The following is a 26,280-nucleotide window of genomic DNA, read 5'->3' on the forward strand; positions in this document are numbered from 1 at the left end:
GGCTACCGCCCCGTCTAATGGGCCGGGTAGCCAAAGAATGCCAGCATTTCCACCTGCAGGCGATCCATGGCTACTTCTTGGCTACCCGATGGACGGATGAACCCTCCCAGGGGCTCCCATACACTCCCACTCGCTCCCTGACCAGTATTTCTAAATGTCTGATTCTGTTGCACAACGCCCAAGCAAAGCCGACGCGGTAGAACACACCCCATTAATGAAGCAATTCTTCGCCGCCAAGGCGGAGCACCCGGACGAGCTGCTGTTCTTCCGCATGGGCGACTTCTACGAGCTGTTCTACGACGACGCGCGCAGGGCGGCGCGGCTGCTGGACATCACCCTGACCCAGCGCGGCAATTCGGCCGGGCAGCCGATCCCGATGGCAGGCGTGCCGCACCATTCGGCCGAGGGCTACCTGGCGCGGCTGGTGGCGCTGGGCGAGTCGGTGGCGATCTGCGAGCAGATCGGCGACCCGGCCGCCAGCAAGGGGCTGGTGGAGCGCAAGGTGGTGCGGGTCGTGACGCCGGGTACGGTGACCGACGAGGCGCTGCTCAACGAGCGCCGCGACACGCTGCTGCTGGCGGTGGCGCGCGGCAAGCGTGGTTTCGGGCTGGCGTGGGCGGACCTCGCCGGCGGGCGCTTCCTGGCCAACGAGGTGGAGAACGAGGATCAGCTGGAAGCCGAGCTGGCGCGGCTGGATCCGGCCGAGGTACTGGTGCCGGACGAGGAAGGCCTGCCGGAGTTCCTGGACGAGCGCAGCGGGCTGCGCGCGCGTCCGCCGTGGCTGTTCGACGCCGACAGCGGACGTCGCCAGCTGCTGAAGTTCTTCAAGCTGCACGACCTCACCGGCTTCGGCATCGAGGATCGGCCGCTGGCGATCGCCGCCGCCGGCGCCCTGCTCGGCTACGTGGAGGAAACCCAGAAGCAGCAGCTGCCGCACCTGACCTCGATCGCGGTGGAAACCGGCGACGGCGCGATCGCGATGAACGCCGCCACCCGCCGCCATCTTGAGCTCGACACCCGCGTGGACGGCGACACCCGCAACACCCTGCTCGGCGTGCTCGACAGCACGGTGACGCCGATGGGCGGGCGCCTGCTGCGGCGCTGGCTGCACCGGCCGCTGCGCGACCGCCAGGTGCTGGAGCAGCGCCACCACGCGGTACAGACGCTGATCGATAGCGGCGCCGAGGCCGACCTGCGCGAGGGCTTCCGCGCGCTTGGCGACCTGGAGCGGATCCTGTCGCGCATCGCGCTGCGCTCGGCGCGCCCGCGGGATCTTTCGACGCTGCGCGACGGGCTGGCGATGCTGCCGGAAGTGCGCGGAACCCTGGCCCCCCTCGACTCCCCGCGGCTGCAGCAGCTGGCCGACGGCCTGGGCGAGCACGCGGCCGAAGCCCACCTGCTGGCCACCGCGCTGGTGGAGCAGCCGCCGGTGCTGGCGCGCGACGGCGGCGTATTCGCCGAAGGGCACGACGCCGAGCTGGACGAGCTGCGCGCCCTCTCGGCCAACGCCGACCAGTTCCTGGTGGATCTGGAAGCGCGCGAGCGCGAGGCCAGCGGCATTCCCAACCTCAAGCTCGGCTACAACCGGGTGCACGGCTACTACATCGAGATCAGCAAGGCGCAGTCGGGCAAGGCGCCCACCCACTACACCCGCCGCCAGACGTTGACCAACGCCGAGCGCTACATCACCGAGGAGCTCAAGCAGTTCGAGGACAAGGTGCTCAGTGCGCGCGAGCGGGCGCTGGCACGCGAGCGGCTGCTGTACGAGCAGCTGCTGGACGCGCTCAACCAGCGCCTTGAACCGCTCAGGCGCTGTGCCGGCGCGCTGAGCGAGCTGGACGCGCTGGCCTGTTTCGCCGAACGCGCGCAGGCGCTGGACTGGTCGCGCCCGGAGCTCACGGCCGAGCCGGGTCTTTCGATCCAGCGCGGCCGCCACCCGGTGGTGGAAGCGGTGCGCGAGGAGCCGTTCGAGCCCAACGACCTGGTGCTGCACCCGCAGCGCCGGATGCTGGTGATCACCGGCCCCAACATGGGCGGCAAGAGCACCTACATGCGCCAGAACGCGCTGATCGTGCTGCTGGCCCACATCGGCAGCTTCGTGCCGGCGAACAGCGCGCGGATCGGGCCGGTGGACCGCATCCTCACCCGCATCGGCGCCGGCGACGACCTGGCCAAGGGGCAGTCCACCTTCATGGTGGAAATGGCCGAGACCAGCTACATCCTCCACCACGCCACCGAGCAATCGCTGGTGCTGATGGACGAGATCGGCCGCGGCACCTCCACCTACGACGGCCTGGCCCTGGCCGAGGCCTGCGCGCGGCACCTGGCGGCGGCCAGCCGCAGCATGACCCTGTTCGCCACCCACTACTTCGAGCTGACCGCGCTGGCGGCGCCTGGCAGCGGCATCGCCAACGTGCACCTGGACGCGGTCGAACATACCGACAGGAGCGGGGGCGAATCACTGGTGTTCATGCACGCGGTCAAGGACGGCCCGGCCAACCGCAGCTTCGGCCTGCAGGTGGCCGCGCTTGCCGGCCTGCCGAAGACGGTGGTCGCCGACGCCCGCGCCCGCCTGGCCGAACTGGAGCAGCGCGGCGACGACACCCAGGCCGCGGGCATGCGCCCCGAAGCGCTGGACTCGCCCCGGCAGATCGGCCTGTTCGCGCCCTCCTCCGCGGTGCACGACGCACTCGCCGCGCTGGATCCCGACGAGCTGACCCCGAAGCGGGCGCTGGAAGCGCTGTACCGGCTCAAGGCGCTGAAATAGCGAAAAGGCCCCGGCGCCGCCTCGCGACCGCCGGCGGCCACATTCGACACATCCCGGGGGTAGGATGGTGGTTCATCCTTGACCGGAGCCGACCATGGCCGACCTCACCCAGCAATTGCTCGCCCAGCTCCAGGGCGCCCCGATGCAGCAGATGTCCAGCCAGCTCGGCATTGGTGAGCAGCAGACCAGCCAGGCGGTGGCAACGGCGCTGCCGCTGCTGCTGGGCGCGCTGGGGAAGAACGCCAGCCAGCCACAGGGCGCGCAGGCACTGCTGGGTGCGCTGCAGAAGGATCACGCCGGCGGCGGCAGCAACATCGCCGGCCTGCTGGGCAGCGTGCTGGGCGGCGGCGGCGGACGCCAGACCGACGGCGCCGGCATCCTCGGCCACATCCTCGGCAGCAGCCAGCAGCGCGCCGAGAGCGGCCTGGCCCAGGCCTCCGGGCTGGACGGCAACAAGGCCGGCCAGCTCATGAAGATGCTCGCGCCACTGGTAATGGCCTTCCTGGCCCGGCAGACCCAGCAGGGCGACGCCAGCCCGCAGGCGCTTGGCGCCATGCTCGGGCAGGAGGAGCAGCAGATCCGGCAGGAAGGCGGCGGCGCGGCCGGCCTGCTCGGCGCCGTGCTCGACCAGGACGGCGACGGCAAGCTGGGGTTGGGCGACGTGCTGAAGATCGGCGGCGGGCTGTTGGGCGGCAAGCGCTGAGGAACCGCATGTCGATAGTTCAGCGCTATCGATCCATTGCCTTCTATCGAATTCCCCTTGTCACGGGGCCGCGCTAAGGTAGGTCCACCACCCAACGGGAGCGCCAGCCATGAGCAAGCCGTCCGACGACAAGAAGTGTCCCGTCACCCACCTGACGACCCAGTTCGGCGCCCCGGTGCCGGACAACCAGAACAGCCTCACCGCCGGCCCGCGCGGGCCGCTGCTGTCGCAGGACGTGTGGCTGAACGAGAAGCTGGCCAACTTCGTGCGCGAGGTGATCCCCGAGCGGCGCATGCACGCCAAGGGCTCGGGCGCCTTCGGCACCTTCACCGTCACCAACGACATCACGAAGTACACCCGGGCGAAGATCTTCGAGAAGGTCGGCAAGAAGACCGAGATGTTCGCCCGCTTCACCACCGTGGCCGGCGAGCGCGGCGCGGCCGACGCCGAGCGCGACATCCGCGGCTTCGCGCTCAAGTTCTACACCGAGGAAGGCAACTGGGACATGGTGGGCAACAACACCCCCGTGTTCTTCATCCGCGACCCGCGCAAGTTCCCGGACCTCAACAAGGCGGTCAAGCGCGACCCGCGCACCAACATGCGCTCGGCCACCAACAACTGGGACTGGTGGACCCTGCTGCCCGAGGCCCTGCACCAGGTGACCATCGTGATGAGCGACCGCGGCATCCCGAAGTCCTACCGCCACATGCACGGCTTCGGTTCGCACACCTACAGCTTCTGGAACAGGAAGGGCGAGCGCTACTGGGTGAAGTTCCACTTCCGCACCCAGCAGGGCATCGAGAACCTGACCGACGCCGAGGCGGCCGAGCTGGTCGGCAATGACCGCGAAAGCCACCAGCGCGACCTGTACGACGCGATCGAGCGCGGCGACTTCCCGAAGTGGAAGCTGTACATCCAGGTGATGCCGGAGGAAGAGGCCGAGAAAGTGCCCTACCACCCCTTCGACCTGACCAAGGTGTGGCCGAAGGGCGACTACCCGCTGATCGAGGTGGGCGAGTTCGAGCTCAACCGCAACCCGGAGAACTTCCACGCCGACGTCGAGCAGAGCGCGTTCGCCCCCAGCAACCTGGTGCCGGGCATCAGCGCCTCGCCCGACAAGATGCTGCAGTCGCGCCTGTTCAACTACGCCGACGCGCAGCGCTACCGGCTGGGCGTGAACTACCACCAGATCCCGGTCAACGCCGCGCGCTGCCCGGTCAACAGCAACCACCGCGACGGCCAGGGCCGCGCCGACGGCAACTACGGCGGCCTGCCGCACTACGAGCCCAACAGCTTCAACCAGTGGCAGGAGCAGCCCGAGTTCCGCGAGCCGCCGCTGAAGATCAACGGCAACGCGGACTGGTGGAACTACCGCGACGACGACGACAACTACTACAAGCAGCCCGGCGACCTGTTCCGGTTGATGAGCCCGGAGCAGCAGCAGGCGCTGTTCGACAACACCGCCCGCGCCATGGGCGACGCGCCGGACTTCATCAAGCGCCGCCACGTGGACAACTGCAGCAAGGCCGACCCGGCCTACGGCGCGGGCGTGGAGGCCGCGCTGCGCAAGCTGGGTGCGTTCGCCGGTGAGGATTCGCCCAACAGCCTCGACTGAGGCCGGCCGGCTTCCCCCGCCACGGCGGGGGAGACCGGGAGTACGATCCGGGCCGCGACTCCGCAGGGAGCCGCGGCTTTTTTGTGCGCGCCTCAGCTCGCGTCGATGTCGCCCAGGGCGCGGATCAGGCGGCGGGCGCGCTTGTCCGGGCGCTGCTCCGGGGGCCGGTAGCCGGCGCGTTCGGCGCGCAGCCGGGCCAGGCGCTCGATCCGGGCCTCGCGCGACGGCTCCGATTCCACGTACAGCGCCTGCGCCACCCGTGCCGGCCCGCGCGTATCCGACAACCCGGCCACTTCGATCTCGAAGACCTCCTCGCCGCGCACCACGCGCAGGGCGTCACCGACGCGAACCGCACGCGCCGGCTTGGCACGCTGGCCGCCGACCTCGACCTTGCCGGTTTCCACCGCCTGCTTTGCCAGCGCCCGGCTCCTGAAGAAGCGCGCCGCCCACAGCCACAGATCCAGGCGGACGCTTTCGGCCGCGTTCGTCATGGCTTCACGGCTGGTACCGGGCGCTGCTCACCGCGGTCGCGGCGGCACCGGGGACGGAATCCGGTCGCGCCCGGTGAACTTGATTTCGGCGCCATGGGCGTCGTTCCAGGCCCGCTGGCACCTGAGGGACATGTGCTGGCCGCGCAGGGCCCTGGCCTCCTGCTCGCTGGCCTCCGCGGCGACCGGCTGGGCGCGGGCGGCACGCATTTCGCGCTCGCATACCGGATCGATGCTGGCCGCATCGCGGTGGGCGAGATCCGTATCGGTGGCACAGGCGCCCAGCGCAAGGGCCAGCAGCGCGGCGCAAAGTGGTCGTGTCGGATTCATCGGCGGCTTCTGCCTGTACCGGATCGGGAGACGCGTCCCATGGTACGCCGGTGCCCCGCGGCCGCAACCGGCCCGCGATGGCTGGCGCACAAACGCGGAAAGCCCGCTTTCGCGGGCCTTCCGGCTGGGCCTGGTGTCGTCGCCCGGGGAGGCGACGGCCCGATTACTCGGCGGCGGGCTCGGCAGCGGCTGCTTCGGCGGCCGGGGCCTTGGCGGCGGCGGCAGCGGCGGCCGCGTCCTCGCGGGCCTTGGCGTTCTTGGCGCGGGCGCGGGAGGACAGATCCTCCTTGATGCGCGCCTTGCGGCCTTCCAGGCCACGCAGGTAGTACAGCTTGCTGGCACGCACGGCACCGCGGCGCTTGACCTCGACCGAGTCGATCGCGGCGCTGTGGTTCTGGAACACGCGCTCCACGCCGAAGCCGTGGGAAATCTTGCGCACGGTGAACGAGGAGTTCAGGCCGGCGCTCTTGCGGGCGATGACCACGCCCTCGTAGGCCTGGACGCGCTCACGGTTGCCTTCCTTGACCTTGACGTTGACGACGACGGTGTCGCCGGGGCCGAAGTCCGGAAGCTCGCGGGTGGCCTGCCCGGACTCGAAGTCCTGCAGGAGGGTGTTCAGGGAAGGCTTGGTGTTCATGGCGATGGCCTGTTGGTGTCGTTGTAGGCGTGGTGCACGTGGACGCACGCTCTTGGCATGGGCTGCGCTTTGACGCAGCCGCCTATTATAGCCGGATTGCGGAGCGGGATTTCAAGAAGCCAGGAATTTGCGGTCGGCTTCGGTCAGTTCGGCGGCTTCCAGCAGATCCGGGCGGCGCTCGCGGGTGCGCAGCAGGGCCTGGCGGCGGCGCCAGAGGTCGATTTCGGCGTGGTTGCCGGACAGCAGCACCTGCGGCACGTCGCCCAACTCGTGGCTGGCCGGCTTGGTGTAGTGCGGGCAGTCCAGCAGGCCGTCGGCGCTGAAACTGTCCTGGCAGGCGGACTCCGCGTCGTTCAGCGCGCCTTCCTGCAGCCTGGCCACGGCGTCGATCACCACCGCGGCGGCCAGCTCGCCGCCGGACAGCACGTAGTCGCCGATCGACAGCTCCTCGTCCACCTCGGCCTGGAGCAGCCGCTCGTCCACGCCCTCGTAGCGGCCGCACAGCAGCATCAGGCGCTCGCGCGAGGCCAGCTCGCGCACTTTCGCCTGATCCAGGCGCCGACCCTGGGGGCTGAGGTAGACAAGCTTCGCGGGCGCCGGATCCGCGGCGCGGGCGGCGGCGATCGCCGCGCGCAGCGGGTCGATCATCATCACCATGCCCGGGCCGCCGCCGAAGGTGCGGTCGTCCACCCGGCGGTAGTTGCCCTGCGCGTGCTCGCGCGGATTCCAGCCGTGCACGGAGAGTAGGCCGCGCTCAACCGCGCGCCCGACCACGCCGAAGCCCGCGCAGTCGGCCACGAAGTCGGGGAACAGGCTGATCACGTCGATGCGCATGGTCAGAACTCCGGATCCCAGTCGACCGTCATGGTGCCGGATTCGAAATCGATGTCGCGCACGAAGTCGGGGCGCACGAACGGGATCATGCGTTCGCGGCCGTCGGCGCCGTCATGCACCACCACCACGTCGTTGGCGCCGGTGGCGAACAGGTGGGACACCGTGCCCAGGCCGACCCCTTCCAGGGTCTGCACCCGCAGGCCTTCCAGATCCACCCAGTAGAACTCACCCTCGGCCGGCGGCGGCAGCACCGAACGCGGCACGTACACCTCGCAGCCGCGCAGCGCTTCGGCGGCGTCACGATCCTCGACCTCGGGAAACCGCACCACGATGCCCTTGGCGGTCTGGCGCGCACGCACGCCGGACACCTCGCGCTCGCCGCCGCGGGCGTCGCGCAGGATCCACGGCTGGTAGCGCAGGATCTGTTCGCGCGGCTCGGTGAAGGAGTCGAGCTTGATCTCGCCGCGCACGCCGAATGCGCCGATGACCCTGCCCAGCAGGATGCGACGTCCGGAATCGTTCATGCGGGGAACGGCCGCGCGCGGGGCGCGGCCGGGGCAATCAGGCCGCGGCCGGGGCTTCGGCGGCGCCCTTCTTCGCTTCCTTGTACAGGGCGCGGACCTTGTCACTCATCTGCGCGCCCTGGCCGACCCAGTGGTCGACGCGGGCGGTGTCCAGCACGATGCGCTGCTCGGCACCGGCGGCCACCGGGTTGTAGTAACCCAGGCGCTCGATGTTGCGGCCGTCGCGCGCGCTGCGCGAGTCGGTGACGATGATGTGGTAGAAGGGGCGCTTCTTGGCGCCGCCACGGGTCAGGCGGATCTTGACCATTTCGGTGTATTCCTGTGTTGCCCAGTCGCCAGGACGGCGAGGTAAGCCGGAAATTGTAGCGCACGCCACTGGCCTGCGGTAGCCCCCGCCTACGCAGCCGATTCGGCCAGCGCCTGCGCCAGCAACCGCCGCAGCAGCTCCCCGGCCACCGGATCCCCGGGGAACCGGTGGCTGTCGATGGCGCGGATATCCCCGATCCCGGTGCTGTTGAGGGCGAAGGCGGCGCGAAGCCTGCCCAGCGCGCCCACAGTCACCGCCTCACGCCGCTGCGGCACGCCGGCCCGCTCCAGCGCGTCCGACAGCAGCTGCAGGGTCACCCCGCGCAGCGCGGGGGCGTCGGGCCAGACCACGGCCTGGCCGTCCCAGAAGGCGATATTCCAGAACGTGCCCTCACCGATGCGGCCATCGGGGGCCAGCAGCAGGGCGTCATCGAACCCCGCTTCACGCGCCCGCGCACGCGCGTCGTGCTGGGCATCCAGCGCCAGGTGCTTGACCTGCGGGAACGTCCGCAGGCCCTGGTGGCTGCGCACCCGAAGCGGCGACTCCGGCGGCTGCCGCGGCGGCTCAACGTCCACTTCAACCCGCAGCTCCGGATCGGGCCGGCCCGGAGCGGCTTCGCTTCGATAGCCGGGCCGCGGCGGCAGCACCCGCACCCGCAGCGTGCAGTCGCGGCCCTGCTGGCCGGCGGCCAGGAGCGTCTTGCGGATGTCACCGCACATCGCGGCCTTGCCGGGGTCGCCGCCGTACAGCGCGCGCGAGGCCCTCACCAGCCGGATCAGGTGCGCGTCCCGCCCCTGCACCCGGCCACCGCGCACCTGCATGGTGGTGAAGTGGCCGGCGTCGGCGGCCGCTTCGCGGCTCACCGGAACGGCATGCCCCCGCGCCCGCCCATCATGCCCTGCAGGCCGCGCATCATGCCCTTCATGCCGCCGCGGGCCATCTTGCCCATCATCTTTTCCATCTGCTGGTACTGCTTCATCAGCTTGTTGACCTCGGCCGGGGTGACGCCGGCGCCGGCGGCGATGCGCTTGCGGCGCGAGCCGTTGAGCAGGGCCGGGTTGCGGCGCTCCTTCTTGGTCATCGAGTTGATGATGGCGATCATCTGCGGCACTTCCTTGCCCTGCTGCACCTGCTGCTTGACGTGGTCGGGGATGTTGCCCATGCCCGGCAGCTTGTCCATCAGCCCGGAGATGCCGCCCATGTTCTGCATCTGGCCCAGCTGCTCGCGCATGTCGTTGAGGTCGAACTTGCGGCCCTTGGCGACCTTCTCGGCCAGCCGGGTGGCGGCGTCCTTGTCGACCTGCTGCTCGACCTGTTCGACCAGGCTGAGCACGTCGCCCATGTCGAGGATGCGGCTGGCCACGCGCTCGGGGTGGAACACGTCCAGGCCGTCGGTCTTCTCGCCGGTGCCGATGAACTTGATCGGCTTGCCGGTGATGTAGCGCACGCTCAGCGCCGCGCCGCCGCGGGCGTCGCCGTCGGTCTTGGTCAGCACCACGCCAGTCAGCGGCAGCGCCTCACTGAAGGCCTTGGCGGTGTTGGCCGCGTCCTGGCCGGTCATGGCGTCGACCACGAACAGGGTCTCGACCGGGTCGACCGCGGCGTGCAGGGCCTTGATCTCGGCCATCATCTGCTCGTCGATGGCGAGCCGGCCGGCGGTATCGACCAGCAGCACGTCGATGTACGACCTGCGCGCGTCCTCGATCGCCGCGCGGACGATGGCCTCGGGCTTCTGGTCGGTGGCCGAGGGGAAGAACTGCACGCCCACCTGTTCGGCCAGGGTCTTCAGCTGCTCGATCGCGGCCGGACGATAGACGTCGGCGCTGACCACCATCACCTTCTTTTTCTGGCGCTCCTTGAGGTGTTTGGCCAGCTTGCCCACGGTGGTGGTCTTGCCCGCGCCCTGCAGGCCGGCCATCAGGATCACCGCCGGCGGCTGCACGTTCAGCTCCAGGCCGCTGGCCTGGGCGCCCATCACCGCGGTCAGCTCGTCGCGCACGACCTTGATCAGGGCCTGGCCCGGGGTCAGCGACTTGAGTACTTCCTGGCCGACGGCGCGCACCTTGATGCGCTCGATCAGGGCCTGCACCACCGGCAGGGCCACGTCGGCCTCCAGCAGGGCGATGCGCACCTCGCGGGTGGCCTCGCGGATGTTCTCCTCGGTCAGCCGGCCGCGCCCGCGCAGGCGCTCCATGGTGCCGGACAGGCGCTGGGTCAGGGATTCGAACATGCGAAGAATGACTCGGGGACGGGACTGCCCATTATAGCGTTCCGGCCGATGCCGCCCTGGACGAATCCCGCCCCGCCGGGCCCGGCATATGCGACACTGGCGCGATGACAACGGTTCTCATTGCCGCCCTGCTCTACCTGGTCGCCGCCGCGCTGCTGGTGCGGCGGGTCGCGCGCGGCCTCGCGCACGGTTCGGCCTCATGGGCGCTGCCTGCGCTGGGCGCCGTGGCGGCCCACGCGGTGTACCACGCGCTGGTCTGGCGCGAGGTCGGCGGGGCCGACATGCACTTCTTCGCCGCGCTGTCGCTGACCGCGCTGGGCATGGCCGCGCTCACCGTGCTGGTCGGCCTGCGTGGGGAAACGGGCGCGCTCGGGGTGGTGGTGTTCCCGCTGGCCGCGATCGCCGCGGTGCTCTACGCCCGGGTTCCGCACGTGGGCCACGAGGGACTGGACTGGCGCCTGCAGCTGCATGCGTGGTCGGCCCTGCTGGCCTATTCCACCCTGGCGGTGGCGGCACTGCTGGCGCTGCTGCTGTGGGCGCAGGAGCGCGCCCTGCGCCGGCGTGAGTTCCATCGCTGGCTGCGCGCGCTGCCGCCGCTGACCGCGATCGAGACGCTGCTGTTTCGCACCATCGGGGTGGGCTTCGTGCTGCTCAGCGCCACCCTGCTGACCGGGATCCTGTTCGTGCACGACTTCTTCGCCCAGCACCTGCTGCACAAGACCGTGCTCAGCTTCCTGTCGTGGCTGGTGTTCGGCGCGCTGCTGCTCGGGCGCTGGCGCTACGGCTGGCGCGGCGCGCGCGCCAGCGGCTGGACGCTGACCGCGATGGCGCTGCTGGTGCTGGCGTTCTTCGGCACCAAGTTCGTTCTGGAACTGGTGCTGCAGCGCACCTGAGGCCCGGCTACCAGCCGTTGACGCGCGGCCAGGCCGCCTCGATCACGGTGCCGCCTGCGACCACGTGGTAGCGATCGTAGGCCGCGGCGGTCAGGCAGGCGTGGTTGGGCAGGATGCGCAGGCGGCGGCCGATGTGGAAGCCGGCGTGCTCGATGGCACCGTGGCTGCGGATGATGCCGTGCTCCTGCGAGACGCCGTGCACGTACAGGCCTTCGATGATGGTGCCGGTGTCGGCATCGGCGACCAGTCCATAGCCGCAGTCGCCGGCCGCGCCCAGCGCCGCGGTGCTGATGTCCTTGCTCAGCGCCAGCGCGCCGGCGTCGACCACCAGCTGGCCGCGCTCGGGATGGTTGCCGATCACGGTGGTGAGCACGCTGACGGCGATATCGTCGCGCCCGCAGCTGCCGATGGCGGCCTGGAACAGGTCTCCGAACACGTAAACGCCCGCACGCACCTCGGTCACCCCCGCCAGCGAGCGCGCGTGCACGGCCGTGGGCGTGGAGCCCAGGCTGACGACCGGGCAGTCATGGCCCAGCGCGCGCAGCCGCTCGGCGGCAGCCGTGACCGCGGCCCGCTCCTGCTCGGCCACGGCGGCATGCGCCTGCGCGTCGCGCCCGGCGTAGGAATGGCCGCCGTGGGTGAACACGCCCGCCAGCGCGGCCCCGCCGGCCAGCGCCCCGGCGATGTGCTCCAGCTGCGGCGCGTCGGGCGCGATGCCGGAGCGGCCGTCGCCGCTGTCGATCTCGACCAGCGCCTCGAACCGCGCGCCAAGCCGTTCCCCGGCCAGGCCGACTTCACGCGCCGCCTCGAACGAATCCACCGCCAGCAGGATCCGCGCCCCGCCCCGCTGCAGCGCGGCCACCCGTTCAAGTTTGTGCGGCGCGATCGCCACGGCGTAGAAGATGTCGGTGAAGCCGGCCTGGGCGAAGTACTCCGCCTCGCGCAGGGTGGACACGGTGACCGGATCGCCCTTGCCCGCCATGCACAGCGCCACGTCGACGCTCTTGCAGGTCTTCAGGTGCGGCCGCAGGCTGACGCCCAGTGCCGCGGCGCGCTCGCGCATGCGCGCGATGTTGGCGTCCATGCGCCCGCGATCGAGCACCAGGGCTGGGGTATCGAGCTGTTCGAGGGTCTCTGCCTGCATGCCGTCCACGCATCGTCCGAACCGGGACAGCGAGCATAGCGCGGCGTGCCCCGCGCGGCGTCAGGCCTGCTTCCGCGCCGCCGGCAGCACCGACACGGGCACGTCGATGCTCTGTTTGATGTGCTTGAGGCCGGCCACGATGGTGAAGGTCATCACCACCAGCAGCACGTCGTAGCGCGGCACCCCAAGCACGCCTTCGCGCGGCACCAGGAACAGGCAGGCGAAGAACAGCCCGGCGAACAGGCAGGCGCGCGCCTCCTTCAGCCCGAACCAGAGGAACTCGATCGCGAACCTGCGCGGCCCGGAAAGCCCGGCCGGCGGACGGGCGTCCATCAACCAGGCGTCGAAGCGGGCCAGTCCCACTCAGGCGGCGTCCAGGGCGTCGGAAAGCCGTTCCACCGCGACCACCTCCAGGCCCTTGAAGGTGCCGGACTTCGGGGCGTTGCCGCTGGCCACGATCGCGCGCCTGAACCCGTGGGTGGCGGCCTCACGCAGGCGCTCCTCGCCGTTGGGCACCGGCCGGATCTCGCCCGACAGCCCGACCTCGCCGAAGGCCACGGTCTTGTCCGCCAGCGGCCGGTCGCGCAGGGACGACAGCACCGACAGCAGCACCGGCAGGTCGGCCGCGGTCTCCTGCACGCGGATGCCGCCGACCACGTTCACGAACACGTCCTGGTCACCCACCGCGACCCCGCCATGGCGGTGCAGCACCGCCAGCAGCATCGCCAGCCGGTTCTGCTCCATGCCCACCGCCACCCGGCGCGGATTGGACAGCGGCGAGGAATCCACCAGCGCCTGCACCTCCACCAGCAGCGGCCGGGTGCCCTCGCGGGTGACCATCACGCAGCTGCCCGGCTGCTGCGAGGCGCCGGAGAGGAAGATCGCCGACGGGTTCGGCACCTCCTTCAGCCCCTTGTCGCCCATCGCGAACACGCCCAGCTCGTTGACCGCGCCGAAGCGGTTCTTGAACGCCCGCAGCACCCGGAACCGGCTGCCGCTCTCGCCTTCGAAATACAGCACCGCGTCCACCATGTGCTCGAGCACGCGCGGGCCGGCGATGCCGCCCTCCTTGGTCACGTGGCCGACCAGGAACACCGCGGCCCCGGTCTCCTTGGCGTAGCGCACCAGCCGCGCAGCGCTCTCGCGCACCTGGCTGACCGAGCCGGGCGCGGCGGTGAGGGTCTCCGTCCACAGGGTCTGCACTGAATCGGCCACGATCAGCTTCGGCCGGATCTCCGCGGCGTGGCGCAGGATGGTCTCCACCCCGGTTTCGGCCAGCGCCTGCAGCCCGTCCAGCGGCAGTCCCAGCCGCACCGCGCGCCCGGCCACCTGGGCCAGCGACTCCTCGCCGGTCACGTACAGCGACGGCAGCACCGGCGCCATCTTTGCCACCGCCTGCAGCAGCAGGGTGGACTTGCCGATGCCCGGATCCCCGCCCACCAGCACCACCGCGCCCTCCACCAGGCCGCCGCCCAGCACCCGATCCAGCTCGCCGATGCCGGTTGAAACACGCGCCTCCTCGGCGTGGCGCACGTCCTTGAGCGCGGTCACCTTCGGCGGATCGACCTTGCCGGCCCAGCCGCCGCGGCGGGTCGCCGGGCCGGCGCCCTTGCCCGCGGCCGTCGCCGGTTCCACCACGAACTCGCTCAGCGTGTTCCAGGCCCCGCACTCGCCGCACTGGCCCTGCCACTTCGAGTGGTCGGCGCCACATTCGTTGCACACATAGGCGATCTTGGCCTTGGAGGCTGCGCGGCCGGGCCTGGCGGCGGTCTGGGACATCGACGGGATCCTGGGAACACTCCCCGCCACTTTAGCCGCCCGCGGTCGCAGCCGGGGAGACGTGGCGATCAGAGCCAGCCTGCCTCCCTTCGGCAGGCCGCCGCGCTGACCGCTTCCGGCCCGGCTCCACGTTGCACCAATCGGTGCCGCCAACGACTGGAACCGCCCCTTGATCCTCGACTACCTCGATCCGTCCGCCCCCGATGACTACCACTGCGACATCTGCATCATCGGAGCCGGGCCGGCGGGCATTGCCCTGGCCAGTGCATTTGCGGACAGCCGCTTTCGCGTCTGCATGATCGAAAGCGGGGGATTCGACAGTGACGCCCTCACCCACGCCCTGAGCGAAGGCGAATCGGTCGGTCCCGCGGACTTCGACCCCGCCATGTGCCGCCTGCGGGCGGTGGGCGGAAGCTGCAGGCTGTGGGGCGGCGGCTGCGTGCCCTTGACCCGCCTGGACATGGCGCCGCGCGACTGGGTGCCGGCCAGCGGCTGGCCGATCGGGTTCGACGAGCTCGCACCCTGGTGGGATCGGGCCCGCGGCGTACTCGGCATCGGCCCGGAGCAGGCCATCGGCGATGGCAGTTTCGGCTACCAGCGCTTCACCGACGCGCTGCCGCTGCGAACCGGCCACGCCGTCGACCGGGTCTGCTACATCAGCCCGGTGAAGTTCCAGTCCCGGTACCGCAGCCTGCTGGGGAACTCCGCCAACATCACCCTGGTACTCCACGCCAACCTCATGGAGCTGGTTGCCGGCACCGCTGGCAACCGGGTGCAGGACGGCCGCATCGGCAGCCTTGCCGGCCGGCGGGGCACCGTCCGCGCGCGCCACTACGTGCTCGCCAGCGGCGGGATCGAGAACGCACGTATCCTGCTGGCGTCCGACGGCAGCCATCCACACGGGATGGGCAACCGCCATGACCAGGTCGGGCGCCACTTCATGGATCATCCACGCTGCGTCGCCGGCAAAGTGGTGGACGGCGACCTCCACTCGCTGCTGCGACCCTACAACAGCGCCGCCCAGCGCAGGGACTTCCCGTTCTACCGCGAACTGGCGCTGTCCGACGCCGTGCAGCGCGACCGGCACCTGCTCAACGGCCGGGCGCGCCCGTACCCGATCATCGCCTCGACGCCGGCGGGGCTGCAGGCCCTGCGCGAACTGCGGGCCAGCTTCCGCCGGGACGCCAACGCTGCACAGACCGACGTCGAAGCCACGGTGCAGGAGGCCCTGGACACCGGCATCCCGCTGCCGTCCAGCCGCCCGGCCCCGGCCGGATCCGGGCGCGCACGGTTGATGCTGCGTGCCGGCATGAACGCCGGCCACCTCGCCGGAGCGGTGGCGCGCAAGCTCCGCAAGCGCCCGCTGGAAACCTACAGCCACGTGGAGCTGATGACCTACTTCGAACAATCCCCGAATCGCGACAGCCGCATCACCCTGGCCAACGCCCGCGACGCGATGGGCATGCGAAAAGTGAGGGTGGACTGGCGCCTGTCCGACTTCGACTACTCCTCCTACCGCACCACCGCCGGGATCCTCGGCGAGGAGGCCGCGCGCGGCTGCGGCGGGCGTTTCGAGCCCGAGCCATGGGTACGCGACCCCGGACTGCGGCCCGAGCTCGCCGGCACGGCGCACCACCTGGGCACCACCCGCATGTCCGGGCGCCCCGAAGACGGGGTGGTTGATCGCGATTGCAGGGTGCATGGAATGGAGAACCTGCACGTGGCGGGCAGCTCCGTGTTCCCCACCGGCGGCTGGGCGTTCCCCACGTTCACCATCGCCGCACTGGCCCTGCGGCTGGCCGACCGCCTGCGCACGGGGCTGGAGATCATCGGCGTCTGATGCCTTGCCGCCACGCCGGCGCAGCGCTGCCACATCCGCGGGAAGCAACGCTCAGGCGGCCAGCCGGCGCCCTTCACCTGCCTGGCAGATGCGCTCCAGCGGCCAGCCCAGCAGCGCCGCGAACTCCTCGCCGGACACCACCGCGTAGCCGGACGCATCAATGTCGGCACGAATCTCCCGCCAGCTGGCCAGCCTCACCGTCCCCGCCGTTTCCTGCGACCAGCCGAACCGCAGCCCGCCCAGCGCCCCGCCCAGCTCGGCCGGCAGCGCCACACCGGCCGGCGCCACCACGTAGCCGTCGCCGGCCAGGTGGATGTCGATGTGGGAGATATGCATGAATCACGATCCGTCGTTTGCTGCCGGCAATGATCCGCACCGCAGTCGCAGATCCTGTGAAAACCGGATGTCGGATCAATGAAAGCGCGCCAGCCCGCCACAAGCCCCGGCGAAGGAGCACAAAAAAGCCCGCGCCAAAAACAGCGCGGGCCAAGTTGGTGCCGTTGAGAGGAGTCGAACCTCCGACCTACTGATTACGAATCAGTTGCTCTACCAACTGAGCTACAACGGCAAGGGAAGCGATTCTATCCGCTGCCGGGTCAGTCCACCAGCCGCACCCGCAGCTCCTTGGGCAGTGCGAACACCATGTTTTCCGGCTCGCCGTCCAGCTCGCGCACCCCGCCCGCGCCCATCTCGTGGAGCCGGTCCAGCACCCCCTGGACCAGGATGTCCGGCGCCGAGGCGCCCGCCGTCACGCCCACGTGGCCGCGCCCTTCCAGCCAGCGCGGATCGATCTCGTCCGCCCCGTCGATCAGGTACGCCTCCACCCCGTCGCGCTCGGCCAGCTCGCGCAGCCGGTTGGAATTGGAACTGTTGGGCGACCCGACGACCAGCACCAGGTCGCACTCGCGGGCCAGCTCGCGCACCGCGTCCTGGCGGTTCTGGGTGGCATAGCAGATATCGTCCTTCCGCGGCCCCTGGATGGACGGGAACCGCTCGCGCAACGCGTCGATGATGCCGCGCGTGTCGTCCACCGACAGCGTCGTCTGCGTGGTGTAGGCGATGTTGCCGGGCTGCCCCGGCTGCAGGCGGGCGACGTCTTCGAGGTCTTCGACCAGGAAAATCTGCCCTGCCCCGCCCTCGCGGCGCCATTGCCCCATCGTGCCTTCCACCTCGGGATGGCCGGCGTGGCCGATCAGCACCACGTCGCGCCCGGCGCGGCAGTTGCGGGAGACCTCGAAGTGGACCTTGGTCACCAGCGGGCAGGTGGCGTCGAACACTTTTAAGCCGCGGCGGTCGGCCTCGGCCCGCACCGCCTGCGACACGCCATGGGCACTGAAGATCACGGTGGCGCCGTCCGGCACCTCGTCCAGTTCCTCGACGAAGATCGCCCCGCGGCCGCGCAGGTCGTCGACCACGTAGCGGTTGTGCACCACCTCGTGGCGAACGTAGATCGGCGCACCCAGGGTTTCGATGGCACGCTTGACGATCTCGATCGCGCGGTCGACGCCGGCGCAGAAACCGCGGGGATTGGCGAGGACGATCTCCATGGGCCTATTTTACCTGCTTCGGGCTGTCTCGCGCGTCCGTCACCCGTGCCCCGCCTGCATGGAAGCTCCAGCGGACCGGATTCTCCATCACCCGCCCGTCCTCGTAGCGCAAGCCGGCCCCGAGGTGCACCGTGTACCGTTCGCCGGCCAAAAGCGGCTCGCGCGGGACCCCGTGCACGCCGTCGCCAGATGGCAGCAGCCGGGCATCCACCGGAATGGCGCGCCCCTGCGCGTCGAACAGCCGGATCGCGTCGGCACCGACGCTGTCGGCCTCCAGCGTGGAGTTGAACCAGGCGCCGATGCCCTCGTCATGCACTGGGGCGGCATCATCCACGGGGAATACCAGCATCGGCCGCGTGTCCTGGACCACCTGCACCCGCAGCAGGGTGCGCGCTTCGTGCATGCCTGAATGCGCGACTACTTCCAGGGTGGGCGAGGCGCCCGCGGGCAGCACTGCCAGGTCGATCGGAACCGCGGTGGCATCGACCAGCGCCGCCAGCACGCGTGGCGAGGCCTCCGGATCGGGCCGGTAGCGCACCGAGTACCGTGCGCCTTCGACATCGACGGGCTCCCAGCGAAGCCAGTCGCCGTGCGCCAGGCGCGCGCCGTCTGCGTGGGACGTGATCCTGGGCGCCCCGGGAGGGACCCGGGCAGCGACGTCGCCCAGCTCCTGGCGCCCGCGCTTGAGGGCGATGCGGGCCGGTTCACCCTCCACCTCCACCACCGCGGAGAAATAGGCGAACGCGTCGCCGTCCTCGTCCTGGACCACGACCGCGTCGCGCGTCGCCAGAAGTGCTCCGTTGGCCGCCTCGACCACCACGGTGAGGTCACCGCCCGGCTCCGGCAGGGGGCCCGCCTCCGGCAGGTCGACCGTGGGCATGAACCGGACCCGGTCACCCTCGATGGTGCCCGAGACCAGCATCCGGCGGCGGCCGCGTGCCGGGGCGGCGACCGGCCGGTCCAACAGGACCGAACTCGAGACATCGGGCGGGCGCCGGCCGTGGTGGCGCAGGTATCGCTGAACGCGCTGCGCGTTGAGCAGCCCGGGCAGATCCTTGACCAGGCGCTTGTAGTCCCTGTCGCTGATCCACCACCAGTCCCGGTGATCGTAGACGCACGGATACATCAGGTCCTTGAGCGTGTCCGGGTCCTGGGCGTTTCCCGTCGTGCTGGACTTGCTCCAGCCATGCTCTCCACCGGCAGCGATGCGAAAGCCCTCGATGCCCCCGGAACTGGCGGCGTAGGCGGCCAACGAGCCGCAGTGCGTCTTCCGCTCGACATCGTCATTGACGAATGGATTGTGGTCGAGCCCGAACACGTGGCCGTACTCATGCGTGACCAGCGGCATGCCCAGGATCGCGGGGTGCTCCTCGCCGTCCGACGCCCTGACCGGCATCAGCACGACGTTCGCCCGCTGGGCCGGGTACTTCGCAATGCCCTGGCCCCGCCCCTCCAGCATGTTCGGCGGGTAATAGCCGACCACGATGTCCGCGTCCGACTGCAGACCCACATGGTCATGAAGGATGCGCGCCTGCACTGCCAAGCCCACGCTGGAGCGACGCAGGTCCTCGGGCGGCATGAACACGCCGCCGTAGTGGCCCCGGACCCGGACCACCGGGAACAGCTGACGCGCGAACTCGTTGTCCTGCCGGAACGCGCTGATCACATTGGCAATGGTGCCCGCGTCCGGCGGCTGCGCCAGCCACTTCCAAAGGCGCACGACATAGGCCTCCACGCTGAGTTCGTCGACCTGGGAGGAAGCGAACTCCACCGACCGCTCGCCGGTATCCTCCGGCGCCTTGCGCCTGCCCGCACCCGGCCAGGGATCGTGCGGGGATACCCGCGCCACCAGTTGCCGGATGTCCCGGGCCCGCGGCGACCAGCCGAAGCGGTTGATGGAGTCCTCGGCCATGCGCCGGTCGCGATCGTCGTACTGGTCCGGCCGCAGCACGGTGTGGGTCTGCTGCGGGAACACCACGCCCTCGTGCCCGTCGCGGGTGATCTCCAGGTCGACCTCGTACGCACGCACCTGCCAATCGGTGTCGATCTCGGGATCCGCTTCCCAGTCCACGAACACCCGGGCCATCGCCGGCTTGCGCAACAGGAGCGGCGCATCGCGCGTGGTCTGGTAGACGTGCACTCGCACCTCGTCGGGCCGCACGCGCGTGCTGAAGAAGTTGGGTGGCACCTCGTCGAGTTCGTGGAACTGCGTGCTGCGCACCCCGCCCGGGCCATGCGCGACGTCCACCTGGTAGCGCACCCCACTGCGCAGCGGTCGGGAGGGAACGAAGCGCAGCGTCCGCGGCCCGTCCAGGTCGACCGTGCCCGGCACGTGCTCGCCGTCCGGATCATCGTCATCCATTGCCGGCACCATGTGCTCGGGCGTCCAGTCCAGCTCGACAGCGTGGCCCGGTGGGGCGGGTTCGGCCACTTGTGCCGGGAATTCCCATGACGCCTTGCGGAGCCGTTCCTGCAGCTCGGGCGGCAGGGCATCAAGCCACGGCTGGCGGAGTTCCAACGCCTTCAGCTTCGTGCGTACCACGACCAGGTCCGGATTCTCCAGGCTTTGCGGATGGATGTCCTGGTTGAACTCCAGCAGGATCTCCGGGCGCTCCAGCAGCACGTTGCCACGGCCGTCCTCCGGCAGGATCTTCACCATCTCGAACGGTGGAGGGGCGTCGCACAGGCTGGTACTGAATTCCGCATCGTTCTCCAGCGTGCGCTCCACCCGCGCCTGTGCCCGCAGGCGGATGCGCGCCGGCGTGGAGGCCTGCGGGCTGAGGGGTCCGCTGGACATCACCGCGTCGAGGCCGACCTCCAGGTAATCTTCCTCCAGCCGCAGCGACACCGTACCGGACTCGGCCGTGTACATGTCGTCCCGCGGAACCGGGGTCACTCCGGCCCGCCGTGACGCGATCGCCTGCGATTCGGTGAAATACACCTCCAGGCGCCCCGGAGGCTGCTGCTCGCCGGCCCTGCGCCGCACCCAGACCGGGTACGTCCGCGGCCCGGTTCCGCAGCTGACCAGACCACCGATGGTGATCCCATCGTAGTACGCGTGGGTATCGCCCAGGTAAAAGGCGATCTTGAGCCGGCCGTCCCCCGTCTCGAAGAACTTCAAACTGGCGGTCCCCTCCAGGGAGCGGCCGAACTCACCGCTGACCGAGCCTGTCCAGCTGGCGCTCACTCCCCTGATCTGGGCACTTGCCCTCGCAAAGAACGCATCTCGATCGAACCGCGCCTGCCCCCCTTCCGGATCATCGGCGGCTTGGACATTGGCCGGGACCAACCCGGCCACCAGCGACATGGCCAGCAGCACCGCGGCCAGTACGGGAAACGCAAACAGGGCAATCGGTTTTGGGCGCACGACCAGTTCTTATCCGATGGAGGACCGGAACATGTACGGCGCCCGATCGCTGGCGCGGACACGCGGCGCTGGTGCCGCAGCCACGGCGTTGTCGGACCCATGTCCGCGAACGGACCCGGGCATCGTATATGCAGGGCAAACCGGCACAGGCGCCGGCGCCATTCCGAAACGGAGCTACCTCGATGCGATACTTCCCTTCCGCCGCCCGGACCGCCGCGGTCCTGGCGATTGCCCTCGGGCTCGCCGCCCCCCACGCCATGGCCCAGAGTTTCCTCGACCGCCTCGGCCGCACCATCGAGCGTGCCGCCGAAAGCGAGGTCCACCGCCAGGCCGATCGCCGCACCCGCGAGGCCACGCGCTGCGCACTGGGCGACGAGCGCTGCATCGCCGAAGCCCGGCGCCAGGGCCGCGAGGTGGAGGTCATCGACAGCGGCACCCGTGGCAGCGCCGATCCCGGCGGCGACCACCCATTGATCACCCCCTATGCCGGTTCGCAGCGCTGCGCGCGCGAATACTCCGATTACGACGAGGCCACCCGCGTCATTGGCAAGGAGAACGGCCTCAACGTCACCGAAACCCTCGAAGGGCGTTACACCCGCCTGTGCTACACCAACCCGGACGGCCGCTCGGTGTTCGAGATCTTCCGCAACTACCGGGACGCGCTGGCCTCGCGCGGCCTGCAGATCGAATACGAGTGCTCCGGCCCTGACGCGTGCTCGAACTTCAACGTCCGCGGCGTCGCCCTGGGCGGCGTGATGAAGATCGGCCGCTTCCAGTCTTCCAACCAGCGCGACCAGCGCTACCTCACTGGCCGACTGCACCAGGACGACGGCACCGCATTCATTTCGCTGCAGGTGTACCCGCCTCACACACTGATCCATGTGGTCGAGACGAGCCAGATGGACACCGGCATGGTGTCGGTCAATGCCAGCGCGCTGGCCGACGGCTTGGAGCGCGACGGCAAGGTCACCCTGGAGGGGATCCATTTCGATACCGGCCGTGACACCCTGCGGGCCGAATCGGATCCGGCGCTGGCACAGGTGGGCCTGCTGCTGCGTGATCAACCCGCGTTGAACCTGATGGTGGTGGGTCACACCGACAGCACCGGCAGCGCCGAGGCGAACATCCAGCTGTCGCAGCGGCGCGCCGAGCGGGTCCGGGACGCTCTGGTGGTTCGCTACGGGGTGTCGCCTGCCCGCCTGACCGCGCAGGGCGTCGGCGCCGCGACGCCGGTGGCCAGCAACGACACCGAACACGGCCGGCAGCAGAACCGCCGCGTCGAGCTGGTGCGCCGATGAGCGCGCGCAAGCCGGGCATGGGCCTGATGGTCCCGGCACTGATGCTGCTGCTGTGCACGCCCCTGGCCAATGCGCAACCCCCCGGCGAGGCCACGGGGTTCGTCGAGGTCGACCCCGTCACGCTGGCCGGTCCCGGGTACTACGATGCCGCGCGATTCCCCGACATCGGCGCTTCGGTGTTCCATCCCGACGCCGAGCTGCCGGCGCCGGTCCGCGCGGTACTGCTGGTCGACGCCGGCGAACCGGAAGTCCACCATGCCCGCTACCGGGTGCGATACGACCTGGTTCCGGCCACAACCGAAGAGGCCGAACCGCTGGCACACGTGGAGGTGGTGCGCTTCAACCTTGGCCCGGCCATCCGGGCCGGGCTGGCCACCATGGATCCCGCACTGCCCCTGGCGCCGCCGGAGGCCTTCGGAACGGGACCGCACGTGGCGTTCCGCTTCACGATGGGCCCGGTACAGGGCATGCAGGCGGCAATCCACCATGCAGAGCGGCGGGAACTGGGCGATGCCGAGGCCAGCGCAATGGACTGCCTGGGTCGGTCCTGCCTGGCTCCGGACGCGTACGCCGGGCCCGATGGCGATTGGCAGCCGCTCGATCCGGCGATGCCACCACTGCCCTTCGGGACCGGAGGGGCGGATGGAGCCGGTCCTGCCGCGGTGCTTGCCTTCCTGCACGAAGCAATCGGCGAGGACGCGAGGCGGCCGATTCCGCGCATGGAGCCAGCGACGGCGCGGTTCGAGTTCATCCTGGACAAGGATCTGGAGGGCCAGGCAGGTGCGCGGCAGGGGCTGGCGCGCAACGCGGTGGTGCTGGACGACCAGATCGGGACACACTGGATCCGCTGGCGCGCCGCGGGTGGCGAGCCGTACGATGCGGCGATACTCGCGGTTCCCCGGTAGGTTGGCCTTCCGCCCCAGTGCTAGGATGGCCCCGTTGGCCAGAGGGGGAAGGAACCATGGAAGGACCAGCCGATCGGGCGCCGGACGCCGTCGACACCGCGGAGCTGTGTGAAAGCGCCGAAGCCCTGGCGCGGCAGCTTTACCCGGATCTCAAGCGCGCCGCCCACGGCGTGCGCGCCCGGGTCAGTTGCAACAGCACGCTGCAGACCACAGCCTTGATCAACGAGGCGTATATCAAGCTGGCGCGCGGCGGCAACTGGCAAAGCCGCCGGCACTTCCTCACCGCCGCCGCGGTGGCCATGCGCCATGTGCTGGTCGACCGGGCCCGGTCGCGGCTGCGCCTGCGCCGCGGCGAAGGCGCGGTGCATGTATCACTGGACGAGTGCGCGATCCAGGCCGACGCACCGCCTGGAAGCGGTTGGACAGCCCCGGACGAAGTGTGCGTTTCGGTGGGCGATGCCCTGCAAGCCCTGGCGCGGGTGGACCCCCGGCTGGCGCGCGTGGTGGAGTGCCGCTACTTCGCCGGATACACCGACGAGGAAACCGGCCGGATCCTCGGCGTCACGACGCGTACCGTCCGGCGGGACTGGGTCAAGGCACGGGCATGGCTGCGCAATGCGCTGGACGCCGAAGCACCCCGCTCCATACGGGACCAGCACACGCCGGACGCGGGCTCGCTACAGGATTGACGCCTCAAGTTCGGCCACTTGTGCCAGCGCACCGGTGGCGGGCGCCCCCAGGCTTTCCAGGTGTGCACGGGTCGACGCCAGGCGCTCGCGCGCCTCGCCGGTCCGGCCCTCGGCGTGCAGCAGGCGCGCCTGCGAGATGCCCAGCATCCCCGCCAGCAGGTGTTCCGGCCCGCGGCTTTCGTGCACCGCCGGTTCCAGCCACGTCAGCTCGCTGCGCGCCTGCGCCGGATCGCCGGCCAGTACGAGCGCATCGACCAGGCCCATCCCCGCCGACAACACAACAGTGCTGGTGTCACCCCCGGCATGCTCGCGGCCCATCCGGATCGCCTCGCGCAGCAACCCGATCGCCTCGTCGTGGCGCTGCAACTGCAACAGCGCCTTGCCGAGGTTGTTGAGCAGGGCGGCCATGGCCGCGGACGGACCGTAGAGCTCGCGGCGCAGCTCCAATGCCCGCTCGAACAAGCCGACGGCCTGTTCGATGCGCCCCAGGCGATACTCCGCCCCCGCCCAGTTGTTCAGCGTATTGAGGGCATCGGTGCTGCGCGAACGGCCAAGCGCACGCCAGATGGCGTCGGCTCGCTGGAAATGGGTAATGGCCTCCTCGAACCGGCCAAGCCGGAAATACGCGTTGCCGATGTTGTTGACCAGCACGGCGGTATCCCGGTGCCCGGCCCCGGACAGCTCCACCCGCTCAGGCAGCGCGTCGGTCAGGGTGAGCAGCGCCTGTTCGGCCTGTCCGTCGGCAAACTCGATCTGCGACTGCAACAGGCGGCTGTCGAGGAGCTGGTCGCGGTAGCGCCCCGGGTCGGTGGCCCAGAACGCCTGGGCCTCGCGCAGCAGCGAGGCCGCGTCGGCCTGGTGTTCGTCGCGGAAGCGCAGTTGGGCCAGGTCGTGCTGGGCCATCGCGCGCTGCCCGGGCGGCAGGCCTGGCTGCTCCAGCAGGCGGGTCAGCAGCGGGCGCGCACCGGCGTAGTCGTTCAACTGCAGGTACAGCTCAGCCAATGCCAGTGACAGGTCGGCATAGCTTTCGGGTGAGTCGGAGAACTCTTCGTGCAGGCGCTCCGCCGCCCGGTCCAGCACCATCCGGGCGGTGACGTCGGCGGTGCCTTCCAGCTCGCCGGCCGTGCGGAACATGAGGGACAGGTAGTCGGACACCGCCAGGTTGCGCGCTGCTTCCCGGCGGGCCATGTCGCGCTCAAGCGCAGCCTCGCGCGCCTGCCATGCGGTCGCGGCCAGGCCTGCGGTCAGGCTCAGCAGCACCGCGGCACCCAGCCCGGCCGCCAGCTTGTGGCGCTGGAGCGCGCGCAGCGCCAGATAACCCCATGTACCTTCGCGTGCCTTGACCGGCCGGCCGTCCAGCCAGGCACGCAGGTCGTCGGCCAGCGCGCCCATGGTGGCGTACCGGCGCTCGGGTCGCGTCTGCAGCGCCTTGAGCACGATGCTGTCGAGGTCACCGGCAACCAGCCTGCGGCGGGCACCGGCCAGGCGCGCGCTGGGGCGCGGCGGCTCCTGCGTGCGGAGGCGGTCCATCGCCCGGATGATGGGCAAGCCCCCGAGCTTCCAGGGGCGTTCCCCGGTCAGCAGTTCGAAGGCGATCACGCCCAAGGCGTAGACGTCGGTTGCAGTCGAGACGGGTTCGCCGCTGAGTTGCTCCGGCGCACAGTAGTCCGGCGAGGCGCGGATCACCTGGGTTGCCCCGTCCCCGCCCGTGCGATCCGGGGCCAGGCGCTTGGCGATGCCGAAGTCCAGCAGGCGCAGCCTGCCCTGGGTGTCGACCAGCATGTTCCCGGGTTTCAGGTCGCGGTGGACGACAAGGTGGCGATGTGCGTGTTCGACCGCCGCACAGGCCTGCAGCAACAGCAGGATCTGCTGCCGCAGGGACAGCTCCCGCGCGTGCGACGTGATCGACGCCCCCTCGACATATTCCATCACCGCGTAGGGCATACCTTCGTGCTCGCCGCCATCCAGCAGGCGGGCAACCCCGGGATGTTCGAGCCGTGCCAGGATGCGGCGCTCGGCCGCGAAGCGCGCCCGCTCCTCGGCCGAGTCCATCCGGCTCAGCAGCTTGAGCGCGGCCCGTTGCTCGAAGTCGCCGCCGATGCGCGACACAAGATAGACCTCGCCCATCCCGCCGCGGCCGATCAACGCCTCCACCTGCCATTTGTCCAGCACGGTGCCGGCGGCAAGGATCTGTTCCGGCGGAGCGCACTCCGCTTCTTCCCCCATCCGCTCGAACTCGGACAGCAGGGCCTTCACCTCCCGGCGCAGCGCCGGGTCCTGCGCCTCGCGTTCAAGCACCGCCTGCCGATCCCCGGCCGACAGCTCCACCAGGCGATCGAACAGCGCCCACGCGTGCGGGCAGCCTTCCGTTTCCTCCATCACT

At 70.3% G+C, this 26,280-nt stretch carries 23 protein-coding genes and 1 tRNA gene; 8 read left to right on the forward strand and 16 right to left on the reverse strand.

Translation table 11 applies throughout. The features are described 5' to 3' along the window. Window positions 1-154: 154 nt before the first annotated feature. The 3 genes from mutS to ACOZ90_RS05005 all read left to right on the forward strand — a co-directional run bounded on the left by mutS (window position 155) and on the right by ACOZ90_RS05005 (window position 5,085). The gene (gene mutS, locus ACOZ90_RS04995; protein ID WP_422892544.1) at window positions 155-2,767 is read left to right on the forward strand and encodes a DNA mismatch repair protein MutS; all 2,613 of its coding nucleotides are present in this window, start codon (window positions 155-157) and stop codon (window positions 2,765-2,767) included. 94 nt (window positions 2,768-2,861) lie between these two features. Continuing rightward, window positions 2,862-3,470 (forward strand): DUF937 domain-containing protein, encoded by a 609-nt coding sequence (locus ACOZ90_RS05000; RefSeq protein ID WP_422892545.1) that lies wholly within the window; start codon window positions 2,862-2,864, stop codon window positions 3,468-3,470. Between the two features lie 109 nt (window positions 3,471-3,579). Next, a complete protein-coding gene (locus tag ACOZ90_RS05005) occupies window positions 3,580-5,085 on the forward strand; it encodes a catalase (RefSeq protein WP_422892546.1) in 1,506 nt (501 codons plus the stop codon). A 92-nt stretch (window positions 5,086-5,177) separates the two neighbouring features. Here ACOZ90_RS05005 and ACOZ90_RS05010 read toward each other — a convergent pair whose 3' ends face one another. From ACOZ90_RS05010 to ffh, 8 genes are all read right to left on the reverse strand, one after another. Continuing rightward, on the reverse strand, window positions 5,178-5,576 hold the full coding sequence (locus tag ACOZ90_RS05010) for an RNA-binding S4 domain-containing protein (RefSeq protein WP_422892547.1): 399 nt from the start codon (window positions 5,574-5,576) through the stop codon (window positions 5,178-5,180). A 27-nt stretch (window positions 5,577-5,603) separates the two neighbouring features. Further along, on the reverse strand, window positions 5,604-5,903 hold the full coding sequence (locus ACOZ90_RS05015) for a hypothetical protein (protein ID WP_422892548.1): 300 nt from the start codon (window positions 5,901-5,903) through the stop codon (window positions 5,604-5,606). 163 nt (window positions 5,904-6,066) lie between these two features. Further along, window positions 6,067-6,540, reverse strand: coding sequence for a 50S ribosomal protein L19 (gene rplS / locus ACOZ90_RS05020; protein WP_422892549.1), 474 nt, complete (start codon window positions 6,538-6,540; stop codon window positions 6,067-6,069). Between the two features lie 111 nt (window positions 6,541-6,651). Then, a complete protein-coding gene (gene trmD / locus ACOZ90_RS05025; RefSeq protein WP_422892550.1) occupies window positions 6,652-7,374 on the reverse strand; it encodes a tRNA (guanosine(37)-N1)-methyltransferase TrmD in 723 nt (240 codons plus the stop codon). Between the two features lie 2 nt (window positions 7,375-7,376). After that, the gene (gene rimM / locus ACOZ90_RS05030) at window positions 7,377-7,898 is read right to left on the reverse strand and encodes a ribosome maturation factor RimM (RefSeq protein WP_422892551.1); all 522 of its coding nucleotides are present in this window, start codon (window positions 7,896-7,898) and stop codon (window positions 7,377-7,379) included. A gap of 37 nt (window positions 7,899-7,935) precedes the next feature. Next, window positions 7,936-8,205: a 30S ribosomal protein S16 gene (gene rpsP / locus ACOZ90_RS05035; RefSeq protein WP_422892552.1), complete on the reverse strand. Its 270-nt coding sequence runs from the start codon at window positions 8,203-8,205 to the stop codon at window positions 7,936-7,938. 89 nt (window positions 8,206-8,294) lie between these two features. Next, the gene (locus ACOZ90_RS05040; protein ID WP_422892553.1) at window positions 8,295-9,068 is read right to left on the reverse strand and encodes an aminotransferase class IV; all 774 of its coding nucleotides are present in this window, start codon (window positions 9,066-9,068) and stop codon (window positions 8,295-8,297) included. Next, window positions 9,065-10,435 (reverse strand): signal recognition particle protein, encoded by a 1,371-nt coding sequence (gene ffh, locus ACOZ90_RS05045; protein WP_422892554.1) that lies wholly within the window; start codon window positions 10,433-10,435, stop codon window positions 9,065-9,067. The genes ACOZ90_RS05040 and ffh overlap by 4 nt, the downstream gene beginning before the upstream one ends. 104 nt (window positions 10,436-10,539) lie before the next feature. On the opposite strand from ffh, the gene ACOZ90_RS05050 reads away from it, so the two are divergent. After that, the gene (locus ACOZ90_RS05050; protein ID WP_422892555.1) at window positions 10,540-11,328 is read left to right on the forward strand and encodes a cytochrome C assembly family protein; all 789 of its coding nucleotides are present in this window, start codon (window positions 10,540-10,542) and stop codon (window positions 11,326-11,328) included. A 7-nt stretch (window positions 11,329-11,335) separates the two neighbouring features. On the opposite strand, the gene ACOZ90_RS05055 is transcribed toward ACOZ90_RS05050, so the two are convergent. The 3 genes from ACOZ90_RS05055 to radA are packed head-to-tail and all read right to left on the reverse strand — an operon-like array spanning window position 11,336 to window position 14,251. Beyond that, window positions 11,336-12,472 (reverse strand): alanine racemase, encoded by a 1,137-nt coding sequence (locus tag ACOZ90_RS05055; RefSeq protein WP_422892556.1) that lies wholly within the window; start codon window positions 12,470-12,472, stop codon window positions 11,336-11,338. Window positions 12,473-12,532: 60 nt separating this feature from the next. Continuing rightward, on the reverse strand, window positions 12,533-12,835 hold the full coding sequence (locus ACOZ90_RS05060) for a DUF817 family protein (RefSeq protein WP_422892557.1): 303 nt from the start codon (window positions 12,833-12,835) through the stop codon (window positions 12,533-12,535). Next, on the reverse strand, window positions 12,836-14,251 hold the full coding sequence (gene radA, locus ACOZ90_RS05065) for a DNA repair protein RadA (RefSeq protein WP_422892558.1): 1,416 nt from the start codon (window positions 14,249-14,251) through the stop codon (window positions 12,836-12,838). A 169-nt stretch (window positions 14,252-14,420) separates the two neighbouring features. Here radA and ACOZ90_RS05070 point away from each other — a divergent pair, with 169 nt between their 5' ends. Further along, a complete protein-coding gene (locus tag ACOZ90_RS05070) occupies window positions 14,421-16,091 on the forward strand; it encodes a GMC oxidoreductase (RefSeq protein WP_422892559.1) in 1,671 nt (556 codons plus the stop codon). 51 nt (window positions 16,092-16,142) lie between these two features. Here the strand turns inward: ACOZ90_RS05070 and ACOZ90_RS05075 are convergent, their stop codons facing one another. From ACOZ90_RS05075 to ACOZ90_RS05090, 4 genes are all read right to left on the reverse strand, one after another. Then, the gene (locus tag ACOZ90_RS05075; RefSeq protein WP_422892560.1) at window positions 16,143-16,427 is read right to left on the reverse strand and encodes a hypothetical protein; all 285 of its coding nucleotides are present in this window, start codon (window positions 16,425-16,427) and stop codon (window positions 16,143-16,145) included. Window positions 16,428-16,583: 156 nt separating this feature from the next. Beyond that, window positions 16,584-16,659: transfer RNA gene (locus ACOZ90_RS05080), tRNA-Thr, on the reverse strand. 28 nt (window positions 16,660-16,687) lie between these two features. Beyond that, window positions 16,688-17,638, reverse strand: coding sequence for a 4-hydroxy-3-methylbut-2-enyl diphosphate reductase (gene ispH, locus ACOZ90_RS05085; RefSeq protein WP_422892561.1), 951 nt, complete (start codon window positions 17,636-17,638; stop codon window positions 16,688-16,690). Window positions 17,639-17,642: 4 nt separating this feature from the next. Next, entirely contained in the window at window positions 17,643-21,005 is a 3,363-nt protein-coding gene (locus tag ACOZ90_RS05090) for an Ig-like domain-containing domain (RefSeq protein WP_422892562.1), read from the reverse strand. A 182-nt stretch (window positions 21,006-21,187) separates the two neighbouring features. Between ACOZ90_RS05090 and ACOZ90_RS05095 the strand changes: the two genes are divergently transcribed. Genes ACOZ90_RS05095 through ACOZ90_RS05105 form a run of 3 tightly spaced genes read left to right on the forward strand, consistent with a single transcriptional unit; the run spans window position 21,188 to window position 23,897 of the window. After that, on the forward strand, window positions 21,188-22,303 hold the full coding sequence (locus ACOZ90_RS05095; RefSeq protein WP_422892563.1) for an OmpA family protein: 1,116 nt from the start codon (window positions 21,188-21,190) through the stop codon (window positions 22,301-22,303). Continuing rightward, window positions 22,300-23,208, forward strand: a complete 909-nt coding sequence (locus ACOZ90_RS05100; RefSeq protein WP_422892564.1) for a hypothetical protein — start codon at window positions 22,300-22,302, stop codon at window positions 23,206-23,208. Before ACOZ90_RS05095 ends, ACOZ90_RS05100 begins: the two co-directional genes overlap by 4 nt. Before the next feature lie 56 nt (window positions 23,209-23,264). Beyond that, window positions 23,265-23,897: an ECF-type sigma factor gene (locus ACOZ90_RS05105; protein WP_422892565.1), complete on the forward strand. Its 633-nt coding sequence runs from the start codon at window positions 23,265-23,267 to the stop codon at window positions 23,895-23,897. On the opposite strand, the gene ACOZ90_RS05110 is transcribed toward ACOZ90_RS05105, so the two are convergent. Beyond that, window positions 23,886-26,276: a protein kinase domain-containing protein gene (locus ACOZ90_RS05110; RefSeq protein ID WP_422892566.1), complete on the reverse strand. Its 2,391-nt coding sequence runs from the start codon at window positions 26,274-26,276 to the stop codon at window positions 23,886-23,888. The genes ACOZ90_RS05105 and ACOZ90_RS05110 overlap by 12 nt on opposite strands. Window positions 26,277-26,280 lie beyond the last annotated feature (4 nt).

The sequence above is a fragment of the Luteimonas dalianensis genome (genome assembly GCF_049339425.1).
Taxonomy (GTDB): Bacteria; Pseudomonadota; Gammaproteobacteria; order Xanthomonadales; family Xanthomonadaceae; genus Luteimonas; species Luteimonas dalianensis.

Excerpts from the sequence above, each read along its gene's own strand:
- ACOZ90_RS05075 (WP_422892560.1), bottom strand. The coding sequence starts at position 16,427 with ATGCATATCTCCCACATCGACATCCACCTGGCCGGCGACGGCTACGTG.
- radA (WP_422892558.1), bottom strand. The coding sequence starts at position 14,251 with ATGTCCCAGACCGCCGCCAGGCCCGGCCGCGCAGCCTCCAAGGCCAAG.
- ACOZ90_RS05100 (WP_422892564.1), top strand. The coding sequence starts at position 22,300 with ATGAGCGCGCGCAAGCCGGGCATGGGCCTGATGGTCCCGGCACTGATG.
- ACOZ90_RS05105 (WP_422892565.1), top strand. The coding sequence starts at position 23,265 with ATGGAAGGACCAGCCGATCGGGCGCCGGACGCCGTCGACACCGCGGAG.
- ACOZ90_RS05095 (WP_422892563.1), top strand. The coding sequence starts at position 21,188 with ATGCGATACTTCCCTTCCGCCGCCCGGACCGCCGCGGTCCTGGCGATT.
- ACOZ90_RS05110 (WP_422892566.1), bottom strand. The coding sequence starts at position 26,276 with ATGGAGGAAACGGAAGGCTGCCCGCACGCGTGGGCGCTGTTCGATCGC.
- ACOZ90_RS05050 (WP_422892555.1), top strand. The coding sequence starts at position 10,540 with ATGACAACGGTTCTCATTGCCGCCCTGCTCTACCTGGTCGCCGCCGCG.
- ACOZ90_RS05055 (WP_422892556.1), bottom strand. The coding sequence starts at position 12,472 with ATGCAGGCAGAGACCCTCGAACAGCTCGATACCCCAGCCCTGGTGCTC.
- ACOZ90_RS05015 (WP_422892548.1), bottom strand. The coding sequence starts at position 5,903 with ATGAATCCGACACGACCACTTTGCGCCGCGCTGCTGGCCCTTGCGCTG.
- rimM (WP_422892551.1), bottom strand. The coding sequence starts at position 7,898 with ATGAACGATTCCGGACGTCGCATCCTGCTGGGCAGGGTCATCGGCGCA.
- ispH (WP_422892561.1), bottom strand. The coding sequence starts at position 17,638 with ATGGAGATCGTCCTCGCCAATCCCCGCGGTTTCTGCGCCGGCGTCGAC.
- mutS (WP_422892544.1), top strand. The coding sequence starts at position 155 with ATGTCTGATTCTGTTGCACAACGCCCAAGCAAAGCCGACGCGGTAGAA.
- ACOZ90_RS05005 (WP_422892546.1), top strand. The coding sequence starts at position 3,580 with ATGAGCAAGCCGTCCGACGACAAGAAGTGTCCCGTCACCCACCTGACG.
- ACOZ90_RS05010 (WP_422892547.1), bottom strand. The coding sequence starts at position 5,576 with ATGACGAACGCGGCCGAAAGCGTCCGCCTGGATCTGTGGCTGTGGGCG.
- rplS (WP_422892549.1), bottom strand. The coding sequence starts at position 6,540 with ATGAACACCAAGCCTTCCCTGAACACCCTCCTGCAGGACTTCGAGTCC.
- ACOZ90_RS05000 (WP_422892545.1), top strand. The coding sequence starts at position 2,862 with ATGGCCGACCTCACCCAGCAATTGCTCGCCCAGCTCCAGGGCGCCCCG.
- rpsP (WP_422892552.1), bottom strand. The coding sequence starts at position 8,205 with ATGGTCAAGATCCGCCTGACCCGTGGCGGCGCCAAGAAGCGCCCCTTC.
- trmD (WP_422892550.1), bottom strand. The coding sequence starts at position 7,374 with ATGCGCATCGACGTGATCAGCCTGTTCCCCGACTTCGTGGCCGACTGC.
- ffh (WP_422892554.1), bottom strand. The coding sequence starts at position 10,435 with ATGTTCGAATCCCTGACCCAGCGCCTGTCCGGCACCATGGAGCGCCTG.